This window comes from Curtobacterium pusillum, from assembly GCF_013359865.1.
In the GTDB taxonomy this organism is placed as follows: domain Bacteria; phylum Actinomycetota; class Actinomycetes; order Actinomycetales; family Microbacteriaceae; genus Curtobacterium; species Curtobacterium pusillum.
In genome coordinates this window covers 1-24,097 of record NZ_JABMCE010000055.1, presented here as the reverse complement: position 1 = coordinate 24,097, position 24,097 = coordinate 1, and the positions used below count along the sequence as shown (strand labels likewise).

27 protein-coding genes, 1 tRNA gene and 1 pseudogene are annotated in these 24,097 nt (G+C 71.5%); 12 read left to right on the top strand and 17 right to left on the bottom strand.

Annotated elements, in window-relative coordinates:
- A pseudogene (locus tag HP507_RS03940) lies at nt 1-1,082 on the top strand (hypothetical protein); the annotation flags it as partial.
- Between the two features lie 62 nt (nt 1,083-1,144).
- The gene (locus HP507_RS03935) at nt 1,145-2,116 is read left to right on the top strand and encodes a magnesium transporter CorA family protein (RefSeq protein ID WP_175350548.1); all 972 of its coding nucleotides are present in this window, start codon (nt 1,145-1,147) and stop codon (nt 2,114-2,116) included.
- Here the strand turns inward: HP507_RS03935 and HP507_RS03930 are convergent.
- On the bottom strand, nt 2,113-3,264 hold the full coding sequence (locus HP507_RS03930; RefSeq protein WP_175350547.1) for an SLC13 family permease: 1,152 nt from the start codon (nt 3,262-3,264) through the stop codon (nt 2,113-2,115). The genes HP507_RS03935 and HP507_RS03930 overlap by 4 nt on opposite strands.
- Before the next feature lie 91 nt (nt 3,265-3,355).
- On the opposite strand from HP507_RS03930, the gene HP507_RS03925 reads away from it, so the two are divergent.
- Nucleotides 3,356-3,547 carry a hypothetical protein gene (locus HP507_RS03925; RefSeq protein ID WP_175350546.1) on the top strand — a complete coding sequence of 64 codons (192 nt, stop codon included), beginning with the start codon at nt 3,356-3,358 and terminating at the stop codon, nt 3,545-3,547.
- A gap of 78 nt (nt 3,548-3,625) precedes the next feature.
- Here HP507_RS03925 and HP507_RS03920 read toward each other — a convergent pair whose 3' ends face one another.
- From HP507_RS03920 to HP507_RS03905, 4 genes are all read right to left on the bottom strand, one after another.
- Nucleotides 3,626-4,792: a mechanosensitive ion channel family protein gene (locus HP507_RS03920; RefSeq protein ID WP_175350545.1), complete on the bottom strand. Its 1,167-nt coding sequence runs from the start codon at nt 4,790-4,792 to the stop codon at nt 3,626-3,628.
- A gap of 105 nt (nt 4,793-4,897) precedes the next feature.
- The gene (locus HP507_RS03915; protein WP_175350544.1) at nt 4,898-5,839 is read right to left on the bottom strand and encodes a glycine betaine ABC transporter substrate-binding protein; all 942 of its coding nucleotides are present in this window, start codon (nt 5,837-5,839) and stop codon (nt 4,898-4,900) included.
- Between the two features lie 14 nt (nt 5,840-5,853).
- A complete protein-coding gene (locus tag HP507_RS03910; RefSeq protein WP_175350543.1) occupies nt 5,854-6,840 on the bottom strand; it encodes an ABC transporter permease in 987 nt (328 codons plus the stop codon).
- On the bottom strand, nt 6,837-8,216 hold the full coding sequence (locus HP507_RS03905) for a quaternary amine ABC transporter ATP-binding protein (protein WP_175350551.1): 1,380 nt from the start codon (nt 8,214-8,216) through the stop codon (nt 6,837-6,839). The genes HP507_RS03910 and HP507_RS03905 overlap by 4 nt, the downstream gene beginning before the upstream one ends.
- A gap of 433 nt (nt 8,217-8,649) precedes the next feature.
- On the opposite strand from HP507_RS03905, the gene HP507_RS03900 reads away from it, so the two are divergent.
- On the top strand, nt 8,650-10,197 hold the full coding sequence (locus HP507_RS03900) for an amino acid permease (protein WP_175350542.1): 1,548 nt from the start codon (nt 8,650-8,652) through the stop codon (nt 10,195-10,197).
- Nucleotides 10,198-10,293: 96 nt separating this feature from the next.
- Nucleotides 10,294-10,599, top strand: coding sequence for a hypothetical protein (locus tag HP507_RS03895; protein ID WP_175350541.1), 306 nt, complete (start codon nt 10,294-10,296; stop codon nt 10,597-10,599).
- 88 nt (nt 10,600-10,687) lie between these two features.
- On the opposite strand, the gene HP507_RS03890 is transcribed toward HP507_RS03895, so the two are convergent.
- The 5 genes from HP507_RS03890 to HP507_RS03870 form a co-directional block, all read right to left on the bottom strand.
- Entirely contained in the window at nt 10,688-11,521 is an 834-nt protein-coding gene (locus HP507_RS03890) for a VOC family protein (RefSeq protein ID WP_175350540.1), read from the bottom strand.
- A gap of 82 nt (nt 11,522-11,603) precedes the next feature.
- Entirely contained in the window at nt 11,604-12,248 is a 645-nt protein-coding gene (locus tag HP507_RS03885) for a PepSY domain-containing protein (RefSeq protein WP_175350539.1), read from the bottom strand.
- A 48-nt stretch (nt 12,249-12,296) separates the two neighbouring features.
- Nucleotides 12,297-13,679 (bottom strand): sensor histidine kinase, encoded by a 1,383-nt coding sequence (locus HP507_RS03880; protein WP_271207201.1) that lies wholly within the window; start codon nt 13,677-13,679, stop codon nt 12,297-12,299.
- Entirely contained in the window at nt 13,672-14,349 is a 678-nt protein-coding gene (locus HP507_RS03875) for a response regulator transcription factor (protein WP_175350538.1), read from the bottom strand. The genes HP507_RS03880 and HP507_RS03875 overlap by 8 nt, the downstream gene beginning before the upstream one ends.
- 105 nt (nt 14,350-14,454) lie before the next feature.
- Complete coding sequence (locus HP507_RS03870; protein ID WP_175350537.1) at nt 14,455-15,051, bottom strand: TetR/AcrR family transcriptional regulator; 597 nt, start codon at nt 15,049-15,051, stop codon at nt 14,455-14,457.
- Between the two features lie 126 nt (nt 15,052-15,177).
- Here HP507_RS03870 and HP507_RS03865 point away from each other — a divergent pair, with 126 nt between their 5' ends.
- From HP507_RS03865 to HP507_RS03855, 3 genes are read left to right on the top strand one after another with little or no spacing between them, the layout of a single operon-like run.
- Nucleotides 15,178-15,774 carry a DUF6230 family protein gene (locus HP507_RS03865; RefSeq protein ID WP_175350536.1) on the top strand — a complete coding sequence of 199 codons (597 nt, stop codon included), beginning with the start codon at nt 15,178-15,180 and terminating at the stop codon, nt 15,772-15,774.
- Nucleotides 15,774-16,202 (top strand): DUF6114 domain-containing protein, encoded by a 429-nt coding sequence (locus HP507_RS03860; protein WP_175350535.1) that lies wholly within the window; start codon nt 15,774-15,776, stop codon nt 16,200-16,202. Before HP507_RS03865 ends, HP507_RS03860 begins: the two co-directional genes overlap by 1 nt.
- Nucleotides 16,199-16,996 carry a hypothetical protein gene (locus HP507_RS03855; protein WP_175350534.1) on the top strand — a complete coding sequence of 266 codons (798 nt, stop codon included), beginning with the start codon at nt 16,199-16,201 and terminating at the stop codon, nt 16,994-16,996. The genes HP507_RS03860 and HP507_RS03855 overlap by 4 nt, the downstream gene beginning before the upstream one ends.
- 20 nt (nt 16,997-17,016) lie before the next feature.
- Here the strand turns inward: HP507_RS03855 and HP507_RS03850 are convergent, their stop codons facing one another.
- The 4 genes from HP507_RS03850 to HP507_RS03835 all read right to left on the bottom strand — a co-directional run bounded on the left by HP507_RS03850 (nt 17,017) and on the right by HP507_RS03835 (nt 19,227).
- Nucleotides 17,017-17,229: an SCO4848 family membrane protein gene (locus HP507_RS03850; protein WP_175350533.1), complete on the bottom strand. Its 213-nt coding sequence runs from the start codon at nt 17,227-17,229 to the stop codon at nt 17,017-17,019.
- Between the two features lie 176 nt (nt 17,230-17,405).
- Nucleotides 17,406-18,332: a hypothetical protein gene (locus tag HP507_RS03845; RefSeq protein WP_175350532.1), complete on the bottom strand. Its 927-nt coding sequence runs from the start codon at nt 18,330-18,332 to the stop codon at nt 17,406-17,408.
- The gene (locus HP507_RS03840; RefSeq protein WP_175350531.1) at nt 18,329-18,790 is read right to left on the bottom strand and encodes an ImmA/IrrE family metallo-endopeptidase; all 462 of its coding nucleotides are present in this window, start codon (nt 18,788-18,790) and stop codon (nt 18,329-18,331) included. Before HP507_RS03840 ends, HP507_RS03845 begins: the two co-directional genes overlap by 4 nt.
- Nucleotides 18,787-19,227: a hypothetical protein gene (locus HP507_RS03835; RefSeq protein ID WP_175350530.1), complete on the bottom strand. Its 441-nt coding sequence runs from the start codon at nt 19,225-19,227 to the stop codon at nt 18,787-18,789. Before HP507_RS03835 ends, HP507_RS03840 begins: the two co-directional genes overlap by 4 nt.
- 83 nt (nt 19,228-19,310) lie before the next feature.
- Here HP507_RS03835 and HP507_RS03830 point away from each other — a divergent pair, with 83 nt between their 5' ends.
- Nucleotides 19,311-19,961: an IMPACT family protein gene (locus HP507_RS03830; RefSeq protein WP_175350529.1), complete on the top strand. Its 651-nt coding sequence runs from the start codon at nt 19,311-19,313 to the stop codon at nt 19,959-19,961.
- A gap of 104 nt (nt 19,962-20,065) precedes the next feature.
- Here HP507_RS03830 and HP507_RS03825 read toward each other — a convergent pair.
- Nucleotides 20,066-20,138 (bottom strand) — tRNA-Lys (locus tag HP507_RS03825).
- 91 nt (nt 20,139-20,229) lie between these two features.
- On the opposite strand from HP507_RS03825, the gene bcp reads away from it, so the two are divergent.
- Complete coding sequence (bcp, locus tag HP507_RS03820) at nt 20,230-20,700, top strand: thioredoxin-dependent thiol peroxidase (RefSeq protein ID WP_175350528.1); 471 nt, start codon at nt 20,230-20,232, stop codon at nt 20,698-20,700.
- 70 nt (nt 20,701-20,770) lie between these two features.
- Here the strand turns inward: bcp and HP507_RS03815 are convergent, their stop codons facing one another.
- Nucleotides 20,771-21,193 (bottom strand): hypothetical protein, encoded by a 423-nt coding sequence (locus HP507_RS03815; protein ID WP_175350527.1) that lies wholly within the window; start codon nt 21,191-21,193, stop codon nt 20,771-20,773.
- Between the two features lie 259 nt (nt 21,194-21,452).
- Here HP507_RS03815 and HP507_RS03810 point away from each other — a divergent pair, with 259 nt between their 5' ends.
- A complete protein-coding gene (locus HP507_RS03810) occupies nt 21,453-21,701 on the top strand; it encodes a WhiB family transcriptional regulator (RefSeq protein ID WP_022904217.1) in 249 nt (82 codons plus the stop codon).
- A 215-nt stretch (nt 21,702-21,916) separates the two neighbouring features.
- Here the strand turns inward: HP507_RS03810 and HP507_RS03805 are convergent, their stop codons facing one another.
- Nucleotides 21,917-23,428 carry a sensor histidine kinase gene (locus HP507_RS03805; RefSeq protein WP_175350526.1) on the bottom strand — a complete coding sequence of 504 codons (1,512 nt, stop codon included), beginning with the start codon at nt 23,426-23,428 and terminating at the stop codon, nt 21,917-21,919.
- 116 nt (nt 23,429-23,544) lie between these two features.
- On the opposite strand from HP507_RS03805, the gene HP507_RS03800 reads away from it, so the two are divergent.
- Entirely contained in the window at nt 23,545-23,958 is a 414-nt protein-coding gene (locus tag HP507_RS03800; RefSeq protein ID WP_175350525.1) for an Rv3235 family protein, read from the top strand.
- Nucleotides 23,959-24,097: the final 139 nt, after the last annotated feature.

Sequence of the window (24,097 nt, the reverse complement as noted above, 5' to 3'; positions counted from 1 at the left end):
GCGTCGTCCCGGGCGCGCCGGCAGCACCGTCGGGCCCGGCGGCGACCCCCGGAGCGCCCGCGTGGGGGCAGCCCGCCGGTGCGCAGTCGTTCGCCGGCTCGGGCACCCCGGCCCCGGCTCCGATGTCGCCCCGCGCGAAGAAGGTGCTCGTGCGCTCCCTCATCGCCGGCGGTGCGGTGGTCGTCGTGGTCATCGCCGGTGCCGTGACGACGTCGGTCCTCCGCTCGAACGTCTGGGGTCCGGCCCCGACCGTCCGGTCGTACGTCGATGCGATCGCTCGCGGTGACGCGGCCGCCGCCGAACGGCTCAGCGAGGTCCCGACGGACGCCTCGATGCTCGACTCCACCGTGCTGAAGAGCGCGGCGGACCGACCGAAGGACGTCCGCGTCGGCCGGGTCACGACCAACGGCGACAGCGCACTCGCCACGGTGACCTACACCCAGGGCGGCAAGAACCGCTCCGGGCAGGTCACGCTGCGCCGCACCGGCACCACGTTCCTCGTGAAGGACGAGTGGCGCGTGACCCGGCCGCTCGCCGACACCGTCTCGGTCACGGCCTCCGACGCGCTCGAGGGAGCGCCGGTGACCGTTGGCGGGAAGAAGGTCGGCGAGATCTCGGACGGAGCGTTCCGGTCCCTCGCCTACCCCGGCACCTACGACGTGCGCGTCGGCGGCTCGAAGTACTTCACCGGCGGGACGAAGACGGTGTCGGTCGGCGGCGCGACCTCGTCGTACGTCGACTTCCAGCCGAAGGCGACGAAGCAGCTGACCATCGACGCCGAGGCGTACGTCACCGACCTCATCGAGTCCTGCGCCGCGAAGACCGACGTCGACGCCCTGAGCGGATGCCCGTGGTACGGCCCGTACGACGCGGACGGCCCTGTCGAGTACCAGGTGAAGACGATGCCGAAGCTCACGGTCGACGTGTCCGGATCGGGCACCATCTCGGTCGAGAGCACGGAGGACGGCGTGATCGGGTACGACTACACGTCCTTCTTCGGCGACTCGGGCCACGCCGAGGACGACTTCGACGTGTACGAGTACCTCGAGGTGCAGGACGGGACGCTCGTGTCCGCGTACTGACGCACCGCCCACGACGGCCGGCCTGGGATTCCCGGGCCGGCCGTCTCACTAGGCTCGTGCCCATGGTCTTGACACGGGCGTGGCGGAACGGCAGCGCGGCGGAGCGGGACTTCCCGGTCCACCGGGTCTCCGAACTCGTCGCCGAGGATGACTCGTTCGTCTGGGTGGACTACACCGACCCGCAGCCGTCCGACCTCGAGCACGTCGAGGAGGAACTCGGCATCCACGCCCTCGCCGTCGAGGACGCCGTGGAACGCGGACAGCGCCCGAAACTCGACCGGTACCGCGACAGCCTCTTCCTCGTCGTGTACGACGTCGCCGGGCTCGACGACGCCGGAGACCTCGTCACCCACGAGGTGAAGGCCTTCGTGACGAAGCGCGCGCTCGTCACGATCCACGGCGCTGACGTCGACACGGGCGCGGTCGAACGGCGCCTCGACGCGAGTGCCGACATCGCCGACCACGGGGTCCCCTGGCTCGTGTGGGGTCTGCTCGACGCCGTGACCGACCACGCCACGAGCACGGTGGAGGACATCGAGCGCCGCATCGACGAGCTCGAGGACGACCTGTTCGAGCACGGCACGCCTCGGGAGAAGCAGATCCAGCGCCGCTCCTTCCGCCTCCGCAAGGCGCTCGGCGTGCTCCGTCGGCAGGTCGTCCCCACCCGGGACAGCGTCGCCTCGCTGCTGCACGGCGACGCCGAGACGATCTCCGACGGGATCCGCCCGTACTTCCGCGACGTCGAGGACCACCTCGTGTCGATCGCCGACTCGGTCGACCAGCTCCGCGATGCCGTGTCGAGCGTCCTCGACACGAACCTGAACCTCGCGTCGAACCGGCAGAACACGGTGATGAAGAAGGTCACGAGCTGGGCGGCGATCATCGCGATCCCGACCGCGATCACGGGGTTCTTCGGGCAGAACCTCAAGTTCCCGGGCGAGGGGCAGTGGAGCGGGCTGTACACGTCGCTCGTCCTCATCGTGGCGTCGTCGTTCGCCCTCTACGGCGTCTTCAAGAAGAAGGACTGGCTCTAAGCGCCCAACACGAGCACCCCGGCCACCACGGTGAGCGGTGCGACCACGCACCCGAGCGCCATGTACCGTCCCCACGACAGCTGCACGCCCTCGGACGACAGTCGCGCGTGCCAGAGCAGCGTCGCGAGCGAGGCCCACGGCGTGACGAGGCATCCGGCGTTCACCCCGACCAGGAGCGCCGCGGAGCGCAGGGCCTCGTGCCCCGCGGCCGGCTCGAGCACCAGGTAGGCGGGCAGGTTGTCGATCGCGTTCGCCGCCGCGGCGCCCGCACCGCCGAGCACCAGGAGCGACCCGGCATCGGTCCCGCCGGTCAGTGCCCGGACGAGCGGTTCGGTGACCCCCGTTGTGTGCAGCGTCTCCACGACGACGAACAACCCGGCGGCGAAGACGAGCGTCGACCACGGCACGCGGGCCGGCCGGAGTTCCGCCGGTGCCCGGAACGCCGCCACGACGACGAGCACCGCGGCCGCGGCGAGCGCGGCGACCCACACGGCGACGCCGGCGGTCAGCGCGATCACCAGCGCGACGAGCACCGCCGACGCCGACCAGAAGAAGACCGGGTCGGTCATCCGTCGCACGGAGACCGGCGTGTAGCGGCCGAACAGCCGTCCTCGGAACACGACGAGGAGCACCGTGCACGGGATCACGACCCCAGCGAGGGCTGCCCACACCATGAGGCCGGCGAATGGGATCGGCCCGTCGAGTCCCATGCGGTCGACGGCGAGCAGGTTCGTGAGGTTGGACACCGGGAGCAGCAACGACGCGGTGTTCGCGAGCCAGACCGTCGTGAGGGCGAACGGCATCGGCGGCAGTCCCACCCGCCGGGCGAGTGTGATGACGATGGGTGTGAGCAGCACCGCGGTCGTGTCGATCGACAGGAACACCGTGCAGAGCACCGCGAGGGCGACGACGGCGGCCCAGAGGCCGGCCGTGCGACCGCGACCGACGAGCGCGGCGAGGTCGGCGAGACGGTCGAACACTCCGGCGTCCGCGGCGAGTTCGGCGACGACGGTGAGCCCGAGCACGAAGGCCAGCACCGGGACGACCCGGTCCGCGAGCACGGCGAGGTCGGACAGGGGCAGCAGGCCGAGGGCGACGCACACGGCGCCGATCACGAGCAGGGCTCCCCCGATGACGGCCTGACGCACGCGTTCCTCCTCGAGTGCGCCGGGAGGGCGACCGGCGGCGCTCCAATGTACCCACCGGTAGCGTTGACGCGACTACCGACAGGAGGAACCCGTGCGCAAGTTCTTGTTCAGCGGAGCGGTGTGGAGCTCGATCATCAGCGGCTACAGCGTCGTGCAGACCACCCGGCAGGGCCCGCGCGACTGGCGCCTGGCCCTGACGTGGGTCGCGTGGCTCGCCACCACGATCGTGGCCGTCGGCACGGTCGTCGAGGACGACCGCGCCGTGAAGGCGAAGCAGCCGTAGGTCGCGACCGCGACCAGCAGACGGACTGGAGGCACGTGGCGGGTTCGTCACGTGCCTCCAGTCCGTCCTGGGCCGGGTTCAGCGCTCCGACGGCGGGATGTCGGACGTCTGGATCGGTCCGGTGAAGAGGGCCGCCCGGTCGTCCTGGTCGGGCGTGAACAGCGCCGAGGACGACGCTGTCGACGCCGTGCGCCGCTTCGGCCCGGCCACCTCGTCGACCATGAGCACGCGCTGCACCGGTTGCGCGTCCGGGTGGGTTCGCTGGATCCAGGCGACGAGTTCCTCGCGGACGTAGCAGCGCAGGTCGAAGAGCGAGGGCGCGTCGTGGGCGGTGACGAGCACGCGGACGTGCACGAACCCCTGCACCGCATCGGTCACCTGGAGCACCTGGACGCGGCGGTCCCAGAGATCGGTGTGGTCGAGGATCCGCTCGAGTTCGACGCGCATCTCCCCCGGACGCACCCGCCAGTCCAGGTCGAACTCGACGGCGCCGAGCAGTTCGCTGTTCGTCCGTGTCCAGTTCTCGAACGGGGTCGACGTGAAGTACGTCGACGGGAGCACGAAGCGCCGGTCGTCCCACAGGTGCACGACCACGTACGTGAGGGTGATCTCCTCGATGCGCCCCCACTGCTGTTCGACCACGACGACGTCGTCGACCCGGATGGAGCCCGAGAACGCGAGCTGCATGCCGGCGAAGACGTTGCCGAGCGTGGACTGCGCCGCGAGGCCCGCGATGACCGAGATGAGCCCGGCCGAGGCGAGGACGCTGGCTCCCGCTGCCTCGACGCCGGGGAAGGTGAGCAGGATCGCGCCGAGGCCGATGATGACGAGCACGGCGACCGTGAGCCGGCGGAGCACGACCACCTGCGTCCGGATACGCCGGGCGACCCGGTTGTCGGGGACGTCGACGCGGTAGCGGTGCAGACCGAGGCCCTCGAGGAAGACCGAGATCTCGCAGGCCAGCCAGGTGCCGACCCCGATCGTCGCGATGAGGAAGGTGTGGGAGACCTCGTCGCGCCACGGGTACGCGTCGGGTCGGTCCGGGATGCTCGTCGCGAAGGCCGCCCAGAGCAGGGCGATGAGCAGCATCGTGCGGGTGGGGTGCTTGGTGCGGCGGGACAGCAGGGACGCCCATCGCTCGCGTCTGGCGAGGGCGCGGAACACGAGGTGCAGGACGAGGGCAGCGGCGGCGGTGACGAGCAGCGCGAAGCCGATCGCGACGAGGAGCCGGAGGAGGATGTCCATCCCTCCATCGAAGCAACGGGCGACGGACGTCGTTCAGGAACCGGCCGCGGACGCGACGGAGGCGCGGTGCCGGACCGGCACCGCGCCTCCTGGCCAGGAGAGCCGCTACTTCGAGGACGTGAGCGAGTCCACGAAGTCCTTGTGCTCGGATGCCCACTTCTTCGTGATCGCCGGGTACTCGCTCGTCTTCGCGCCGCTGTTCACGAGGGCGTTCTCGAGCGAGTACAGCGTGTCGCTGTCCATCGAGAAGTGCTTCATCCACTTCGACGCCGTCGGGAAGTCGTCCTCGATGGACTTCTTCGCGATGGTGTGGATCTCCTCGTTCTTGCCGAGCGCGCCCTTCGGGTCCTTGAGGTCCTTGATCGGGAACGCGTCGTACGCCCAGTGCGGGCGCCACAGCGTCACGACGACGTCCTCCTTCTTCGCGATCGAGGCCTTGAGGTCGGCGAGCATCGCCGGCGTGGAGCTCGTGATGAAGTCCATGCCGTCGAGGCCGTACTGCGGGATGACGTCGTCGGACACCACCTTCGTCTCACCCGCGGCGGGCTCGATGCCGATGATCTTGTTCCCGAACTCGGACGCGTGCGCCTTCAGCTCGTCGATCGAGTCGATGTCGGAGTACTCCGGCACGGCGAGTTCGAGCGACGCCTGGTCGTTCCAGGAGCCGAGGTCGGTCAGCTGCTTGCCGTAGGTGTCCATGTACTGCTTGTGCGTGTTCGGCAGCCAGGTGTCGAACACCACGTCGTAGTCGCCGGAGGCGAGGCCCGAGTACGCCGGTGCCACGTCGGAGTTCGTGAGCTGGACGTCGTAGCCCTTCTGCTCGAGCACGTACTTCCAGAGGTAGCTGGCGGCGGTGTCCTCGTCCCAGCCGTTGAAGACGACGACGTGCATCGACTTCTGGTCGCCGTTGTCGAGCGTGCCGCTCGCCCCGTAGTAGCCGGGCGGCATGCAGGCGGAGAGCCCGACGGCGGTGGCGGCGGCGAGGGCGAGTGCCGCGACGGCGCGCTTGGTGCGGTTCGTGCGGGTGGTTCGCGGGGTGCGCTTCATGGGGTGGTCCTTCCTCACGCGTCGACGGTCTGGCGGTCGGCCGGGGTCGTGCCCGGCACCTCCGCCGTGGCGGCGGTCTGGGCGGTCACGGCGTTCGGCGTCGCGGTCACGGTCGGCTTCCGCTTCCGTCCGAAGAGCCGGGAGGCGCGACCCGAGTCCCCGCCGAGCGCTGCGGTCAGGCGGTCCAGCAGGATCGCGAGGACCACGACGGACAGGCCGGCCTCGGCGCCCAGGCCGACGTCGATGCGGTTCAGGGAGGCGACGATCTGCTCGCCGAGGCCGCCGGCGCCGACCATGCCGGCGATGACGACCATCGAGAGGGACAGCATGATGACCTGGTTGACACCGGCCATGATGCTGGCCTTCGCGAGCGGCAGCTGGATCTGGCGCAGGATGCGCCACGGGCTGGAGCCGAACGCGGCACCGGCCTCGACGACCTCGCCGGGGACCCCGCGGATGCCGAGCTCGGTGAGGCGGACGCCCGGGGCCATCGCGAACACGATCGTCGCGACGATGCCGGGGACGACACCGACCCGGAAGAGCAGCAGCGCCGGGATCAGGTAGACGAAGGCCGGCGTGGTCTGCATGAAGTCGAGCACCGGGCGGATGATGCGGCTCGCGGCGTCGGAGCGCGCGGCCCAGATGCCCAGCGGGATGCTGAACACGACGGCGAGACCGGCGGCGACGACGACGAGCGCGAGCGTGTCCATCGCGTTCGTCCACTGGCCGACGCTCACGATGAAGAGCAGGCCGACGGCGGCACCGAGAGCGAGCTTCCAGCCCTTCGCGACGAACGCCAGGACGACGAGGATCGCGACGATCACCCCGAACGGCGGGGTGGACAGGAAGTACTCCATCCACGCGTCCATCCACGTGAAGACGTAGCGCACGACGTCGAAGAAGCCCGAGAGGTAGGTGGTGATCCAGTCGACGATGGCGGCGACCCAGGTGCCGAGGGGCAGGTGGAAGTCGCCGAAGGAGTTGGTGCCGGGGGTGATCATGCGAGGTCTCCTTCGGTGGTGGTCGTGCCGGCGTCGCCGACGGCGGGGTCGGTCTGGATCGGCGTCTCACCCGTCGCGGCGAGGGTGGAGTCCATGTCGGAGTCGCTGATGCGGGTCACCGGCTCGAGGACCGGGATCGGCATGGTGGAGGTCGGCACGTTGCCGAGCGCGGCCAGCAGGGTGACGCGCGGGACGACGCCGAGCAGGCGCTCCTCGTCGTCGACGACCGCGATGGGCAGCGGCGACTCGACCGCGAGCTCGAACAGGTCGGTGAGCGCCGTGTCCGGGGCGACCCGGGCGTACTCGGTGTTCACGATGGCGTCGAGGTTCGTGTCGCCGGCCTTGACCTGGCGCATGACGTGGCGATCGCGCACCCAGCCCTCGAGCTTCCGGCCGCGGCCGGTCACGAAGACGGCTGCGGTCTGCAGGTCGCGCATGGTGCGCAGCGCGCCGCGCGGCCCGACGGTGAGCGGGACGGCCGCACGGGCGGGCTCCATCACGCTCGACGCGGTGAGGACGCGAGCACGGTCGACGTCCTGCACGAACTGGGCGACGTAGTCGTTCGCGGGATCCGTGAGGATGTCCTCGGGCGACCCGATCTGCACGATCCGGCCGTCGCGCATCACGGCGATGCGGTCCCCGAGGAACATCGCCTCGTTGAGGTCGTGCGTGATGAACACGATCGTCTTGCCGAGCCGCTGCTGCAGGTCGACGAGCTGTTCCTGCATCTCGCGGCGGATGAGCGGGTCGAGGGCGCTGAACGCCTCGTCCATGAGCAGGACGTCGGTCTCGGCGGCGAGGGCGCGGGCGATCCCGACGCGCTGCTGCATGCCGCCGGAGAGCTCGTCCGGCTTGGCGTCCGCCCAGACGTCGAGCCCGACGAGGCCGATGACCTCGCGGGCCTTGGCGAGCCGCGTCGTCTTGTCGACGCCGTTCACCTCGAGGCCGAACGCGACGTTCTCGAGCACGGTGCGGTGCGGCAGCAGGGCGAAGTGCTGGAAGACCATCGACACGCTCGTGCGGCGGATCTCGCGGACCTCCTTCGGGGTGGCCTTCGTCACGGTGCGACCACCGATCTCGACGGTGCCCGCGGTCGGCTCGAGCAGGCCGTTCAGCATCCGGATGAGCGTCGACTTGCCGGAGCCGGAGAGCCCCATCACGACGAAGATCTCGCCGGGACGCACGTCGAAGGACGCGTCGATGACGGCTGCCGAACCGAGGTCGCGGACCTCGTCACGCGTCGCGCCGGCGGCCAGACGGCGGACCGCCTCGCCGGGACGTCGGCCGAACACCTTGTAGGCGCCGCGCACGCTCACGGCATGGGCGACTGTGGGGTCGTCCGGCGTGGTGGCACGCCGGTCCTGGGGTGGTGCGATGGTCAACGGTGCTCCTCGCGGGACCGCGGCGCTCCGGGCGCACGGCGGTCTCGGTGTGGTTGCGGACGGGTCGTCCGGCACCCTGCGTTCGGCGGCACCGCATCGAGCCCGCGCAACTGGCGCAGGGCGAGCGATCACGCACGCGGGGGTCGTACTCGGGACGACCCCGGTCCGGCCGACCGTACGGCCCCCGCCGCACTGCTGCGGTGGACGCGTCCTGATCGTCGGTGCCCCCTGAGGGGACGTTCAACGCTATCGGCCGTTGTCCCCCAGCGCGAATCGGGGTCCGCCGGAATTCCGGCACCGCTGTACCCCGGACGCGGCGTGTCGCCCATTCCCATGGGGATTGCGATCGTAACCGTCTCGTTACGGTTCGGGGGGCCCGCGCGTTCGTGTTCCGCCCACGTTCCCGGGCACATGTAGCGTGTCGCGCATGACAGCGCAGAACGACACCGGGGTGGACCGCGCGCCCGCGAACGACTTCTCGCACGAGCAGGAGGGCTACCAGCACGGTCTGAAGCCCCGGCAACTGCAGATGATCGCGATCGGCGGCGCGATCGGTACGGGCCTCTTCCTCGGCGCCGGTGGACGACTCCACAGTGCGGGACCGGCCCTGGCGGTCGTCTACCTGGTCGCGGGCGTCTTCGCGTTCTTCATCCTCCGCGCCCTCGGCGAGCTCGTACTGCACCGCCCCTCCTCGGGATCGTTCATCTCGTACGCGCGTGAGTTCTTCGGCGAGAAGTTCGCGTACGCCGCGGGCTGGATGTACTTCCTCAACTGGGCGATGACGTCGATCGTCGACACCACGGCGGTCGCGCTCTACCTGCACTACTGGGCGGGCCCGCGCGCCGTGCCGCAGTGGGCGCTCGCGCTCGCGGCACTGCTCGTCGTGCTCGCGGCGAACCTCGTGGCCGTGAAGGTGTTCGGCGAGCTCGAGTTCTGGTTCGCCATCATCAAGGTCGCCGCGCTCGTGGCGTTCCTCGTCGTCGCCCTGATCTGGCTCGTGTTCGCGTTCCCCGTCGAGGCCGGCGGCGAGGCCGTCCGCACCGGGTTCGGCATCTGGGCCGACCACGGCGGACTCTTCCCGACCGGGCTGCTGCCCGCCGTGCTCGTCGTGCAGGGCGTCGTGTTCGCCTACGCCGCGATCGAGCTGGTCGGCACCGCCTCGGGCGAGACGCAGAACACCGAGAAGGTCATCCCGCGCGCCATCAACTCGGTGGTCCTCCGCATCGCGGTCTTCTACGTCGGTTCGGTCGTCCTGCTGTCGCTGCTGCTCCCCTACACGTCCTACAAGGACGGCGTCAGCCCCTTCGTGACCTTCTTCTCGTCGATCGGCAACCCGCAGGTCGGTCAGGTCGTCGGCTCGATCATGAACTTCGTCGTGCTCACCGCCGCCCTGTCGTCGCTCAACGCCGGTCTCTACTCGACGGGCCGCGCCCTGCACTCGATGGGGATGAACGGCTCCGCGCCGAAGTGGACGACGAAGATGTCGAAGGGCGGCGTGCCGTTCGCCGGCATCCTGCTCACGTCGGCGTTCACGCTCGTCGGCGTCATCCTCAACCTCTTCGTGCCCGAGCAGGCGTTCGAGATCGCGCTGAACATCGCGAGCCTGGGCATCATCACCGCCTGGGGCACGATCATCCTCTGCCAGATGAAGCTCCGGTCGTGGGCGAAGCAGGGCCTCGCGAAGGAGCCGACGTTCAAGCTGCCCGGCGCGCCGTACACGTCGTGGCTGACGCTCGTGTTCCTCGCGACCGTCATCGTGCTCATGGCGATCGACTACCCGATCGGGACCTACACGATCGCGTCGCTCATCATCGTGATCCCGCTGCTGATCCTCGGCTGGTTCCTGCAGCGGGATCGGATCCTCCGCATCGCCGCACTCCGGTCCGGTGTCACCGGCCCGTACCCGGTGACCGGACGCGACCCGGCCAACCAGATCCGTCGGGCACGCGACGCGGACGGCGACGAGCGGCTGTGACCCACGTGGGCGCCCCGCGCCCGGTCCTGTCCGAATAGCGTCACGGCGCCCCGTGCGCGTGCGGGAGGGGCCGACACCCGTCGGTACGATCGGCAGGTGCCGGCCCCTTTCGTCTCCCCCACGCTCGACCTGCAGCTGATCTGGCGCGGTACCTTCGGCCGCGTGCGGGTCTACGAGGACCGGGTGGTCGCGGAGACGAGCTTCGAACGTGATGCGTTGACCGAGGTGCCGATGCACGCGGTGCACGGGTGGCGGATCGAACCGTGCGACTTCGACGCCGTGTGCGTCGAGTTCGTCACCGCGGACGAGACCTACCGGGTGCTGCTCGACACCTCGGACGAGCGGGTCGCCGGGCTGGCCCTCCGCCGGGTCCTCGGTGCGCCGCTCCCGTCGCAGTCCTGACCCGACCGGGCGCCCCCCCGGCTGTCGACACGCGACGTGAACGACCCCGAGCGGACCGACCGCCTGCTCGACACGCGGTCGGCCGGGTTCAGCCGGCCGGCGCGAACTGCGTGACGCGGAACGTCGCGCCCTGCGGGTCCTCGAGCTCCGCCGCCCGGGTCCAGTAGCCCTCCCAGGTGCCGAGCACCCGGCCGCCGAGCCGGTCGGCCAGCGCCGCCGCTTCGTCCCGGTCGGCCACGCTGAACGAGACGTGCCAGTCGTCCGGACCGGCGTCGAGTCGCGCGAGCGCGCCGATGACGTCGGCGAACCCCTCGGGAGCACCGACCTGACGCTCGCGGATGTCCGGGTCCGAGGTCGCTGCGAGGTGGTCGCCGTAGCCGGGCAGCCGGACCATCGCACTCGGCCCCTCGTGCATGTCCGACACCTCCCACCCGAACAGCCGCTCGTAGAACGAGAACGCCCGCTCCGGCTCGGTCGAGCGGAGGTCGCTGAAGACCCAGCCGCCGGGAGCGTTGATGTGCTGCGCGCCGAGTCGGGCCCGAGCCTGCCAGAGCCCGAACACGGCACCCCGGGGATCGACGCAGTCGACGCTGCGCCCGGCGGCTCCCCCGGGCCCGGCGTCTTCGGGCGTACCGGCGGTCCCGCCGAGTTCGACGACCCGCGCGGCCACGGTGTCGGCATCGTCGACGGCGAGGTACGTCGTCCACGATGCCGGACCGTCGCTCGACGCGATGGCACCGACCTCGCGGCCGCCGATGCTCGCGATGCGGTACGAGCCGGGCGCGCCGGGCGGCAACCGCTCCTCGAAGTCCCATCCGAACAGCCCGCCGTAGAACGCCTGGGCGGCGTCCGGGTCGGGCTGACGGGCGTCGATCCAGCTCGGGACGCCCTGCGGGTAGGTGCGCGTGGTCTGGTCGGTCATGGTGCCTCCCGGTTCCACCGGCTTCCCGCCGGATGGCCCAGGTCTACCGCTCGCCACCGACGCGGGCACGGTCGGCAGGAGGTCAGTCGTCGTGGTCGACCCGGTCCGTGACGACCTCGCCCGACCCGGCGTCGATGCGCACGCTGTGCTTCGTGCCGGAGGAGTCCCGCACGTCGCCCTCCCACACGACCTTCCCGAGGTGGTCGTCGAGCCCGAGCTCGGTGATGGTGCCCGCGTGCAGGTCCTCGAACCTGCGCGCGGCGTCGCTGACGCCGAGGTCGGCGGCGGCGAGGAAGCGCTCGTTCTCGGCGCGGTCGTCGGCGTCCGAGGTCTTCGCGCGCGGCGAGCCGGACACCGCGGTACCGGCCGCGTTCGTGTGCACCTCGTGCTCGGAACCGTCGTCCGTGACCACGAGGACCTCGTAGGCCGAGCCGTTCTGCTCCTGCTCGACGGAGATCACCGTGCCGGAGCCCACGGCCTTCCGAGCCGTGTCGACCGCGGCGCGCAGGGCGTCGTTCGAGGAGTTCGAGGAGGCCGAGGTGGCCGTGGCGGTCCCGGACGGGGAGCCGGCCGAGGACGAACCGGACGAGCCGGAGGACGCCGACTGCCCTGACTGCCCGGACTGCCCGGTGGAGCAGCCGACGAGGGCGAGCGAGGCCACGAGCGGCAGGGCGGCGAGGCCGGCGACGCGGACGGCGCGGGCGGAGTCGTTGCGGAGTGTGTTCATGCCGCCAGACTGCCGACGGGGTGCTGAAGCAGGCCTGAAGCGACCTGATCAGCCGCCGAGTGCGAGGCGCACGACGAAGCGGGCACCGCCGAGCGGCGACTCCGTGACCGCCACCTCGCCGCCGTGCGCCCGGACCGCGTCGCGCACGATGGCGAGGCCGAGCCCGGCCCCGCCGGCGTCCCGGCTGCGGGCCTCGTCGAGCCGCACGAACCGTTCGAACACCCGGTCGCGCTCCCCCGGCGGGACCCCGGGACCGTCGTCGTCCACGGTCAGGACCGCGCGCCCGCCGTCGTCGGCGAGCGCCACGACCACCCGCGTCTCGGCGTGGCGCACGGCGTTGTCGACGAGGTTGCGGACCACCCCGGCGAGCACGCGCTCGTTCCCGAGGACCCGGGCCGGTCCGATGCCGGACCCGTCGACCTCCACGACGCCGCCCGGCGCGGAGCGTGCCCGCACCCGCGCCCGCGCCACGGCGTCGAAGGCCAGGTCGTCGAGGTCCACCGGCCGCCGCCGGCCGGTCCCGCCCTCGTCGAGACGCGAGAGTTCGAGGAGCGCGGCGACGAGGTCCTGCAGCCGGAGCGCCTCGGACCGCACCACGTCGGCGAGCTCGGCGACCTCGGTGCGCTCGGGGTGCGCGGCGGCCACTTCGGCGTGCTGCCGGATGGTGGCGATCGGCGAGCGCAGTTCGTGGGACGCGTCGGACACGAACCGTCGCTGCCCCTCGGCGGCGCGGTCGAGCCGGTCGAGCATGGCGTTCATCGTGCCGGCGAGCCGGGCGATCTCGTCGCCCGAGTCCGGCACCTCGACGCGGGCGTCCGGCCGGGCCGCGCGGATCCCCTCGACCTCGTTCCGCATCCGTTCGACGGGCCGGAGCGACCGCCCGGTGACGCCCCAGGTCACGAGTCCCATCACGAGCACGAGCGCCGGCACCCCGACGGCGAGCAGCACCACGGCGGCCCCGACGGCGGCGTCGGTCTGTTCGAGCGAGACGCCGTAGACGAGGGTGGCGTCACCGCCGCCCGGCAGGTCCACGTCGTCGGCGACGAGCAGCCACCGTTCCCCGTCGTGCGACCAGCGCGACTCGTCGGCGGTGGGGAGCGCCGGTGGATCCGCGTCGTCGCCGTGCGCGATGACCGAGCCGTCGTCGTCGACGACCTGCACGAGGACGTCCTCGTAGCCGCGCACCGCGCCCGCGCCGTCCGCCTCCACCCGAGCAGCGGCCTGGTCGAGCCCCGACTCCGCCGAGGTCCGCACCCCGTCGAGCAGCACGAGCCGCAGCACGACGACGAACGCCGCAGCGCCGACGAGCAGCGCCGCGAGCACGACGACGACCGCCCCGAGCGTCGTCCGCGCCCGGAGTGACCGGAAGCGCCGCCGTCCCACCGCCGGCCGGCGCAGTCCCGTGGGCCGACCCCCGGACCGCTCAGCCACCCTCGGCCGCCAGCCGGTACCCGGCGCCGCGCACGGTCTCGATCGCCGCGCGCCCGAACGGCCGGTCGACCTTCCGGCGCAGGTGCCCGACGTAGACCTCCACGATGTTCGGGTCACCGTCGAAGTCGACGTCCCACACGTTCTCGATGACGTCGCGCTTCGAGCAGACCTCGCCTGCGCGGCGGGCCAGGAACTCGAGCACCGCGAACTCACGGCTGGTCAGGTCGATCGGCGTGGCGGCGCGGGACACCGTGCGGGACGCCGGGTCGACCACGAGGTCCCCGACGGTCAGGACGGCCGGTCGTTCCCGGGCACCCCGGCGGACCAGGGCGCGCAGGCGGGCGACGAGGACGGGGTGTGAGAACGGCTTCGTCACGTAGTCGTCGGCACCGGCGTCGAGCGCCTCGACCTGGTCCCACTCGCCGTCCTTCGCGGTGAGCATGAGCACGGGCGTCCAGTCGCCGTCGGCGCGGAGCTGCGCGCAGACGGCCCACCCGCTGAGGCCCGGCATCATGAGGTCGAGCACGATCGCGTCGTACGTGAACTCGCGGGCGTGCCACAGACCGTCGACGCCGTCGTGGGCCACGTCGACCGCCCACCCCTCGGCTTCGAGACCGCGGCGCACGCCGTCGGCGAGCCGCGCCTCGTCGTCGACCACCAGCACCCGCATCCCACGATCCTGCCGTGCCCCGCTGAAGCACGCCTGAAGCGCCCTGGACGCGACCAGCGGCCGGTCGGGAGGCGCAGTGCGAGCCCGCCCCGCGCCTCCAGACCGTCAGCCGGTCGCGTCCAGGGCCGCGACGATCGCGACCGCGCTGCGCACCAGGAGCCCCGTGAGCGCGTCCGCGTCGTCGTCGTGCGTCTGGACCTCGTCGAGCATCTCCTCGACGAACGCGACCCAGGAGCGCAGGGCGCTCCGGAGCAGCGGACGGTCCTCGTGCCCGAGCTCGAGGAACACGGCGATCGCGCGGCGGGCGTTCTCGTCGCGCGCCTCGTCGATGAGCGCACGCACGTCGACGTCCCCGGCGGAGGCGCCGCGGACGAGGGCGTGGAACGTGCCGCGGTGCTCGGCCACGAAGGCGACGAACTGGCGGAGGGTGTCCTCCAGCCGCGCGAGGGGTTCGAGCTCGGCGCGCGGCTCGGTCGCGTGCAGCATCGCGTCTCGGGCGGTGCGGACGATGGCCTCGTGGAGGCCCTGCTTCGTGCCGAAGTAGTGGAAGAGCAGCCCGCGGGAGACCCCGGCGGCCGCGGCGAGCCGGTCGATCGTGATGTCCTCGAGCGGCTCGTCCACCAGGGTCGCGACGCCGAGGGCGACGAGCTGCGCACGGCGTTCCTCGGAGCTGAGGCGGGAGCGGTGGCGGTCGTCGGGCACGTCTCGAGCCTACCGACGGGTGGTTCCCGTCCCCCGAACGGGTCACTTCACTGTTGACCAGCAGTCAACAAGGGGTCTAGCGTGGTCCGCGGTCGGGACAGAGGGGTCGCGACACGAGGAGGAACGATGCAGTTCACCAGGCTCACCCGGTCGCACGCCGGCCGGATCACACTCGTCGCCGTACCCGTCGGCGTCCTCACCGCGATCGCGTTCGGCGGAGTCGCGCAGGGCGCAGTCCCCGTCTCGTTCTCGATCTCCGGCCAGCAGTTCCAGATCAGCGCGGACGAGCTCGACGGCCAGCAGTTCTCGCAGTACGCCGGCGTCGCGAAGGACACCGCCGGCAACGACCGCCAGGTCGCGATCGCGAACATCGGGTCGGCGACGCTCGCGAACCTCTGCCAGTCGGTCTCCACCGACACCCCGATGGGCAAGGTCGGCGTGATGATCACGGCCGGCGGCGGGAAGACCCCCGCGTCGGCGAAGGACCTGCAGATCGGCATGACCGACCTCAAGGGCGACGCCGAGTTCCACGACATCCGGATCGGCGTCGACGCGTCGACGGTCAACGGCGACCAGAAGGGCAGCGCCGGGGACTTCGCCCAGGACGCCGACTCGCTCACCATCCACGGCGTCCAGCAGACCGCGTGGTCCACGACCGCCGGAACCTTCACGCTGACGGGCATGCACCTGCAGCTCACGGACGGCACGAAGAGCTGCTTCTGATGAGCGCCCACGCCGTCGCACCGACCTCGCCCTGGGCGCGGTTCCGGACCTGGGCGCGTGCGCGACCGTTCGTCGGCGGCCTGCTCGTGGTGCTCGGCGGGATCGAGCTGTTCTGTTCTGGGCAGCTCGACCTCGGGAACATCCGCATCCAGTTCGGCGTCGAGGGCCTCCAGGCCACGGTGATCCCGCTCGCGCTCGTCGTGCTCGGGATCCTGGCGGTCTGCTCCCCCGCGCAGCGCCTGTTCTACGGCATCGTGGCGCTCGCCCTCGCGGTGTACTCGCTCATCGGCGTCAACCTCGGCGGGTTCGTCCTCGGGATGCTCCTGTCCACCGTCGGGGGCGTCCTGGTCGTCGCGTGGATGGGGCCGCGGTCGACCGGCACCGCCGAGACCGACCGGGACCGCGATCGCGAGGAGGAGACCGAGTGACGCGGCACCGCCGCACCGCACTCGGCGCGAGCGCGGTGCTCGTGGTCGCCGCTGCGCTGTCCGTCACGGGCGGCACCAGCGCGTCGGCCGCGGGGTTCTGCATCCCCCTGCTCATGGACTGCTCGGCGCCGTCGTCGACCCCGTCTCCGACACCGTCGGACACCACCACTCCGTCGCCGGCTCCGGGGCACCCCGGCGCATCAGCGCCGTCCGCCCCCTCCGGGACGGACACCACAGCCCCGTCGTCGCCGGGTTCCGGGACGGATTCGGGTTCCGGCCCGGCGTCCGGCGGCGACGGCACCAGCGCCGATGCCTCCCCCTCCGGGACGGACGCGCCCGACGCGGCGTGGGGAGCGGCGACCCCGGACGACACGACGGTGTTCACCCAGCCGTCCGCGCAGCTGAGCAGCTCCTCGATCGAGATCGGCGGCCTGTCCGGACTCGCACTCGTGCGGGTGCCGCTCGCCGACGGGTCCGAGATCACCGTCATCCGGCTCAGCGCGGACCGGGTGGCCATGGACGACTTCACGCTCGACGTCCGCGGGGAGTCGAACGGGACCTCGGCGGTGACGACCGACTCCCGGATGGAGCTCCGCGGGCACGTCCAGGTGTACCTGAACTCGGCCACCGCCGAACTGCCGGGAGGCAAGCACCTCACCCTCGGGGCGGACACGCCACCGCCGGGGGGCGAGCTGCCGACCACGTGGGCGCGGGTCGACCTCGGCCTCGTGGGCGTCACGGCCGACGGGATCACGCACACCGGGTCCGACCTGCGGGTGCGGCCGGGCGCCTGACCGGCGGGATCGCGACCCGCTCAGACCAGCAGGAGGATCCCCGCCACGACCGCGGCGACCGCGATCGCCAGCGCGATGAGCAGCAGCACGAGGTGCACCGTGTAGAACGTGGTCGGCTTGCCGGCCGCGTCCCGCGCCCGGGAGTCCTTCGCCACGCGCTGGAAGAAGCGCGGCCAGGCGACGACGTTGAAGACGGCACCGATGAACAGGACGACAGCTGCGAAGACGGTCACCCGACGATCCTAGACAACGCCCGTCCCGGGCCGGTGATGCTCGGCCGCCCCCAACGCGGCCGAGTCCCACCCGGCGGCCACAGGATCTGTAGCAACTGCTACAAACCCTACACGGCACGGGCGACGGCGTCGAGCGGTGACCGCGGCCACCGCGACGAACCCGCCCGTCGCGCCCGCTACGCAGCGTCGAGGGCGGCTTCGGCGTCGACCAGCGCCTGGCGCTCGGCCTCGCTCAGTGCCGCGCGAGCACGACGGGCACCGTCGTTGATCTCGACGATGAGCCGACTGAGGCGCGTGGCCGGGTCGCCGGAGTCCGGGTACCCGTTGTCGACGCCGATGCGGCGGTGCAGGGGCTCGAGTCGGCGGAGTGCGACCTCGACCCGGTGCGAACGTCGACGTCGGGAGACCTGGTGCCCGATCACGAGCAGGAGCATCCCCGAGGAGACGCAGATGACCGCTCCCGGGGTCGTCACGTCGTACGGGAGCGTCAGCGCGTTCGTCAGGCCGAGTTCCCCGAACACGTGCGCGAGGTCCATCACCACGACGACCACCATGCGGACGACCCCGAGCGCTCCGCCGAGCACGAGCACCCACAGGCCGACGAGGTCCGTCGTGGTCCGCGCCTCCCCCAGGTGCAGGGTGCAGAGCAGCCCCGTCGCCCCGAGGGCCACCCCGAGGTACACCGTCTGCGCGATCGAGTACACCGTGGCCGCCGGGTGGTGCCCGGCGTCGAGCATGAAGGTCGTCGTGGTCGCTGGCTTGTCGAGCACGGCGAAGGCCACGACCACGACCACCACCACGACGGCGCACGTCACCACGATGGCGTTCCGGAGCCACGGCCGGGCAGCGCCGACGGCCTTCGCCACACCCCACAGCAGCGTGCTGGTCCCCGCGACCATGAGGCAGTCGCTGACCACGGTGACGACGTTGAACCCGCCGAACAGCGGGTCGAGCCACAGGTACAGGGGGTCGACGTTCGTGATGATCGTCGCCGCGAAGAGCAGGAACGTCACCGCCAGCGTCCGGTCCTGGCCGCGCTGGAGCACGAACAGGGTCACCGTGCCGGCGAGGAGGAGCAGCGCTTGGACGAGGGAGACGATCACCCGAACACCCCGCGGAACGCACTCGGACGATCGCGGTTGTCGCGGATGAGCCCGGCGAGCCGGTCGGCGAAGACCTCCGCCTCGTGCTCGTACTCGTTCGAGAACAGTCCGCGGGCGAGGGCCCGCTCGACCTTGTAGTCCGGCAGGTCCGGGATGACGTCGCGGATGTACGCCGCCTGCAGTGCGTGGTCCTGGTGCCCGTGCAGGATGTGGCCGAGCTCGTGGCCGATCACGAACGACCGGAAGGTCCGCGACGCGGTCGGCGAGATCATCACGAGGTGCTGGCGCTCGAGCGTCGCCACGAAGCCGCACACCGGCTCGGCAGCGAGGAACGCTTCTTCCCGGACGACGATCGACTTGCCGACGACCGTGGCCGCGGCCGACACCGCCTGGTCCACGTCCGACCAGCCCTCGGCAGCCCCGCGGGCCCAGAACGCCTCGACGAAGGAGCCGGTCATGCGACGCTCCCCCGCTCGGACTCCTCCTCGAGCACCTCCGCGATGCGACGGAGCGCCTCGGGCGAGAGCTCGCCGGGGAACGTCCGGGCCGCGAACCCGCTCACGCGCGCCGACCGGAGGGACCGGACGAGGGCCAGCTGGGCGCCGATGCGCTCGGGTACGTCGCTGTCCTCGAGCAGGAAGCGCTCGTCCACCTCGAAGAAGCCGGCCAGCAGTCGGAGGAGGCCCGTGTCCCGGTTGCGGCGACCGTCGCCCGAGAGCATGTAGGTCCACTTCGCACGCGACAGCGAACCGCCCTGCGTCGCGACGTACTCCTCGATCGCGGCGAACGGCACGGGCGCCCCGCGCTGCGCTTCCTCGAAGTCGAGCAGCAGGTTGAGCCGGCGCGCGAGCTCCGCAGCGTCGAGGACGCCACCCTTCGGATCAGCTGTCGCCATGTCGATCGGACTCCTCCCCAGCCGCAGGTCGTGCACGACATGGTAGCGCGGGCGCGCCCGTCCCCGCCGCTACCCTCGGGAAGGTGAGCCCGCGCTTCCCGTCCACGATCGCCGCGACGGTGGAGCACGAGATCGTCATCACCAAGTCGCGGTTCATCACCACCGTCGCGCCCGTCGCGAGCGTCGAGGACGCCGATCGCGTCATCGCCGAGGTCCGACGGCGCCGGTGGGACGCTCGGCACAACTGCACGGCCATGGTGACCGGGGTGCTCGGGGACCAGGCGCGCTCCTCGGACGACGGCGAGCCGTCCGGCACGGCGGGCGTCCCGATGCTCGAGGTCCTCCGGCGGCGCCGGCTGACCGACGTCGTGGCGGTCGTCACGCGGTACTTCGGCGGCGTCAAGCTCGGCGCCGGCGGCCTCGTCCGTGCCTACTCGACCTCGGTGTCCGAGGCACTCGACCGCGCGGCGCTCGTGCACCGGCAGGCGTTGACCCGGGTGACGATGGACGTCCCGCACGCCGACGCCGGCCGCATCGACAACGTGCTGCGCGAGTGGGTGCGACACCACGGCGCGACGCTCGGTGACGCCGCCTACGGCGCCGCCGCGACGTTCGAGCTCTGGGTCCCGGGCGACGCGATCGGGCCGCTCCGGGCGGACCTCGCCGCGACGTCGGCCGGGGCGCTGGACCCCGTCGTCGGCGAGGAACGCGTCGTCGACGTCCCCACGCGCTGACGGACGGATTCGCCGACGGAATGCGCTCCGGGCGTGTCACGCGCCCGGGGCGTGGCGGCCGGGAACGACGAAGGCCCCGACTCGAGGAGTCGGGGCCTTGGCGGTGCACCCCCTCGGACTTGAACCGAGAACCCACTGATTAAGAGTCAGTTGCTCTGCCAATTGAGCTAGAGGTGCATGTTGCGCTTCCGTGCTGCAACGGGAGACAACAATAGCATGGGTTTCGCGTGCCCGTGACCACCGGGCACCGCGAACGAACAGGAGCCCCATGACCGACCGTCTCGTCGCCGGCGACACCGCCCCCGACTTCACCCTGCCGGACCAGGACGGGAACGAGCACTCGCTCGCGGCCCTGCGCGGCAAGAAGGTCATCGTCTACTTCTACCCGGCCGCGTCCACCCCGGGCTGCACCACCGAGGCGTGCGACTTCCGGGACAACATGTCGTCACTGCAGGCAGCCGGGTACGAGGTGCTCGGCGTCTCGAAGGACGACCTGCCGGCGCTCAAGCGGTTCCAGCACGAGCAGGCGCTCACGTTCCCGCTGCTGAGCGATCCCGACCTCGCCGTGCACAAGGCCTACGGGGCGTGGGGCGAGAAGAACAACTACGGGAAGATCGTCACCGGCACGATCCGGTCCACGATCGTCGTCGACGAGGACGGCACCGTGCAGCTGCCCCTCTACAACGTGAAGGCGACGGGGCACGTGGCGAGCCTGCGGAAGAGGCTCGATCTGGTCTGAACGCAGCTGGAGACGGACGGGAGGCACGGCGCCAGCTGGCGCCGTGCCTCCCGTCAGACAGCGGCCCCGTCTACTCGACGGGACGGGCGAGCGCGTCGGTCACCGGACGCGACAGCACCAGCGTGATCCCGAGCAGTGCCGGGATCAGGAGCAGCCAGCCGACGGCCGGCACGCGGAAGACGCCCTGGAAGGCGCCGATCGCGAGCGCGCCCTGCAGCACCTGCCAGACGATGATCCCGGAGCGGACCCACGGGCGACGGTTCCGGAGCCCGACGAACAGTGCACCGAGCCACAGTGCGGCGATCGCGGCGAGGATCGTCAGCGCGATGCCGGAGGCGATGCTCGTGGCGGGCGCGACGACGAGTTCCACGACGAGCACGACGGTCAGGACGAGGAGGGCCGCGAACTCGACACCGACGACCACGAGGAGCGCCACGAGCACGGGTGACCTCCGCTCCACGGGTTCGGACTCGGTCGGGGTGGTGTCGGGCACAGCATTCCTCCAGCGTCGGAACCCTTGATTTGGCCCTACCAGTATGGAACGATATTCGAGGTCGTTTGGACGGCACGATGTGGTGTGCGTCTCCCGTGGTTCGACGCTCCTCCCCCGAGCGTTCCGCGGGCGTCAGACTCGCTTCCAGCGGATTCCTCCCCCACGGGTGTCCCCTCGTGCCTCGTGCATGCCAGCGTTCCGATTCCCGAGCCGCGGCCCCGGCCTGCCGTTCGAGCATCGATTTCAAGGAGCACCACACATGGACTGGCGTGACCAGGCAGCCTGCCTCACCGCGGACCCCGAGCTCTTCTTCCCCGTCGGGAACACCGGACCGGCCGTCGACCAGATCGAGAAGGCCAAGTCGGTCTGCGCGCGCTGCACGGTCACCGAGATGTGCCTGCAGTACGCCCTCGAGAACAACCAGGACTCCGGTGTCTGGGGTGGCCTCAGCGAGGACGAGCGCCGTGCGCTGAAGCGTCGCGCCGCCCGCGCCCGCCGCGCCTCCTGACCGCACGCTGACGGAGCCCGTCGCCCTTCGGGGCGGCGGGCTCCTTCGCATTCCGGCCCCGGCCCCGCCCCGCCCCCGCCCCGGCCCCGCCGGTCACCGAGCCGCAAGACACCGGTGTTCGTGCGTCGCACCGCGTCATGCGGGGGTTCGACCGACGAACACCGGTGTCTTGCGCTCCCGCGGGGCGGGCGGGTCGCGGGGCGGGGCGGGGCGCGTCAGGCGGCGCCGGGTGCCGCGGCGGTGAGCCAGCGGAACGGGATCGTGATCGTCACCTCGGTGCCGCTGCCGGTCAGGGTGTGCCAGTCGATCGTGCCGCCGAGTTCGCCCTGGATGAGCGTGCGGACGATCTGCGTCCCGAGCCCCGACCCGACCTTGCCCTCCGGCAGGCCCCGGCCGTTGTCGCGGACCTGGATGTCGAGGTGGTCGTCGAAGCGCTCCGCCACGATCTCGACCTCGCCGTCGCGGCCGTCCAGCCCGTGCTCGACGGCGTTCGTGACCAGCTCGGTGAGCCCGAGCGCGAGGGGCGTCGCCGCCTCCGAGGGCAGCACCCCGAACTCGCCGGTCTTCTTCGGCCGCACCGTGGTGTTGTGCGACGCCGCGACCTCGGTGACGAGCTTCAGCACGGAGTCGAAGACCTCGTCGAAGTCGACGTTCTGGCTCAACCCGGTCGACAGGGTGTCGTGCACGACGGCGATGGCCGCCACGCGCCGCATCGCGTTCTGCAGCGACGTGCGGGCCTCGTCCGAGTGGGTCCGGCGGGCCTGGATGCGCAGGAGCGACGCCACGGTCTGGAGGTTGTTCTTCACGCGGTGGTGGATCTCGCGGATCGTCGCGTCCTTGGTGATGAGTTCGCGCTCCTGGTGGCGCATCTCGGTGACGTCCCGGCAGAGCACGACCGCGCCGATCCGCTCGCCGTGGTCGCGGAGCGGGATCGACCGCAACGACACCGTGACGCCCTTCGACTCGATGTCCGCACGCCAGGGTGCGCGCCCGGTCACGACCAGGGGCAGGGATTCGTCGACCTCCTGCTGGGCGCCGATGAGTTCGGTGGTGACCTCGGCGAGCGACTTCCGCTCGAGCTCGCCCTCGAAGCCCATGCGGTTGAACGCGCTGAGGCCGTTGGGGCTGGCGAACACCACGATGCCGTTCGTGTCGAGGCGGAGCAGCCCGTCGCTCGCGCGCGGAGCACCACGACGGGGTCCGGCGGGGGCTCCGAGGTCGGGGAAGTCGCCCGTCGCGATCATGCCGAACAGGTCGTTCGCGCTGGCGGTGAAGTTGAGCTCCTGGCGGCTCGGCGTCCGCATCTCGTCCTGGTTCGAGTGCCGGGTGACGACGGCGATCGGGCGCTGGGTGGTCTCGGCACTGTTCGCGTTGAGACGACGGAGAACCGGGATCGCCCGGACGCGCGTCGGGGTGTCCTCGTACCAGTCCGGCTCGGCCGAGTCGACGACCTTCGCGGTGGCGAAGCTCTGCGTGACCTGCTCGCGCCATTCCTCGCGGATCTCCTGGCCGACGATGTCCCGGTAGAACAGCGTCGCTGCGGAACTCGGGCGGGCGTGCGCGACGGCCACGAAGGAGCCGTCCTCGGCGGTCGGCACCCACAGGACCATGTCCGCGAAGGACAGGTCGGCGAGCAGCTGCCAGTCCCCGACGAGCAGGTGGAGCCACTCCACGTCGGCTTCGGAGGAACGGCCTTGTGCGAGGACGAGGTCACTGAGGGTCGACACCCGCTCAGTCTAGGTGCGACGCACTGTGGACAACTCCGCACTGTCCACAGCCTGCTCGCTGTCGTATTTCTCATGTTGTACTCGCCCTACGCTCGGCCCGGACGAAAGGGGCAGGGGTGGCGGAGCAAGCACGCCGGATCGACGACGAGGAGCCGACGGCGGAGGTCGCACGCCTCAGTGTGGTCCCGCCGCCCACGGACGTGGAGGACACGGCCCGCGCGCTCGGCCTCTGTGTCGCGGAGATCCTCACCGGCGCGCGCGAGGTCGACAGCATCGCCCGGTGGGTCACGGACGACGTGCACCGGCACCTGCAGCAGCGCGCCGCAGTGGCGGCGCGCGCTCGGCAGCTCGGCGGGCGTTCACGGGCCCGGGCGTTGCTCCGTGTCGGCAGCGTGGTCGTGTGCCGGCCGGCCGATGGCGTCGCGGAGGCGACGGTCGTGGTGCACACACGCAGTCACGCGCGCGCCGTCGCGATGCGGCTGGAGGAGCGACAGGGTCGCTGGCGGGCGACGGCGGTCGGGGTGCTGTAGCGCCAGCGGCGCAGCGGGAGGGGCCCCACCAGCCGGTACCGGCGCACCGCGCCAGCGGGGCGACGGCCGTGACTGGAGGTGGGCCCCACCAGCCGGTACCGGCGCACCGCGCCAGCGGGGCGACGGCCGTGACTGGAGG

What these genes read in the sequence shown, in the direction of transcription:
- bcp (WP_175350528.1), top strand. Translation starts at nt 20,230, where the DNA reads ATGACCGACCGTCTCGTCGCCGGCGACACCGCCCCCGACTTCACCCTG.
- HP507_RS03910 (WP_175350543.1), bottom strand. Translation starts at nt 6,840, where the DNA reads ATGATCACCCCCGGCACCAACTCCTTCGGCGACTTCCACCTGCCCCTC.
- HP507_RS03875 (WP_175350538.1), bottom strand. Translation starts at nt 14,349, where the DNA reads ATGCGGGTGCTGGTGGTCGACGACGAGGCGCGGCTCGCCGACGGCGTG.
- HP507_RS03935 (WP_175350548.1), top strand. Translation starts at nt 1,145, where the DNA reads ATGGTCTTGACACGGGCGTGGCGGAACGGCAGCGCGGCGGAGCGGGAC.
- HP507_RS03835 (WP_175350530.1), bottom strand. Translation starts at nt 19,227, where the DNA reads ATGGCGACAGCTGATCCGAAGGGTGGCGTCCTCGACGCTGCGGAGCTC.
- HP507_RS03840 (WP_175350531.1), bottom strand. Translation starts at nt 18,790, where the DNA reads ATGACCGGCTCCTTCGTCGAGGCGTTCTGGGCCCGCGGGGCTGCCGAG.
- HP507_RS03860 (WP_175350535.1), top strand. Translation starts at nt 15,774, where the DNA reads ATGAGCGCCCACGCCGTCGCACCGACCTCGCCCTGGGCGCGGTTCCGG.
- HP507_RS03920 (WP_175350545.1), bottom strand. Translation starts at nt 4,792, where the DNA reads ATGGACATCCTCCTCCGGCTCCTCGTCGCGATCGGCTTCGCGCTGCTC.
- HP507_RS03865 (WP_175350536.1), top strand. Translation starts at nt 15,178, where the DNA reads ATGCAGTTCACCAGGCTCACCCGGTCGCACGCCGGCCGGATCACACTC.
- HP507_RS03915 (WP_175350544.1), bottom strand. Translation starts at nt 5,839, where the DNA reads ATGAAGCGCACCCCGCGAACCACCCGCACGAACCGCACCAAGCGCGCC.
- HP507_RS03885 (WP_175350539.1), bottom strand. Translation starts at nt 12,248, where the DNA reads ATGAACACACTCCGCAACGACTCCGCCCGCGCCGTCCGCGTCGCCGGC.
- HP507_RS03810 (WP_022904217.1), top strand. Translation starts at nt 21,453, where the DNA reads ATGGACTGGCGTGACCAGGCAGCCTGCCTCACCGCGGACCCCGAGCTC.
- HP507_RS03900 (WP_175350542.1), top strand. Translation starts at nt 8,650, where the DNA reads ATGACAGCGCAGAACGACACCGGGGTGGACCGCGCGCCCGCGAACGAC.
- HP507_RS03890 (WP_175350540.1), bottom strand. Translation starts at nt 11,521, where the DNA reads ATGACCGACCAGACCACGCGCACCTACCCGCAGGGCGTCCCGAGCTGG.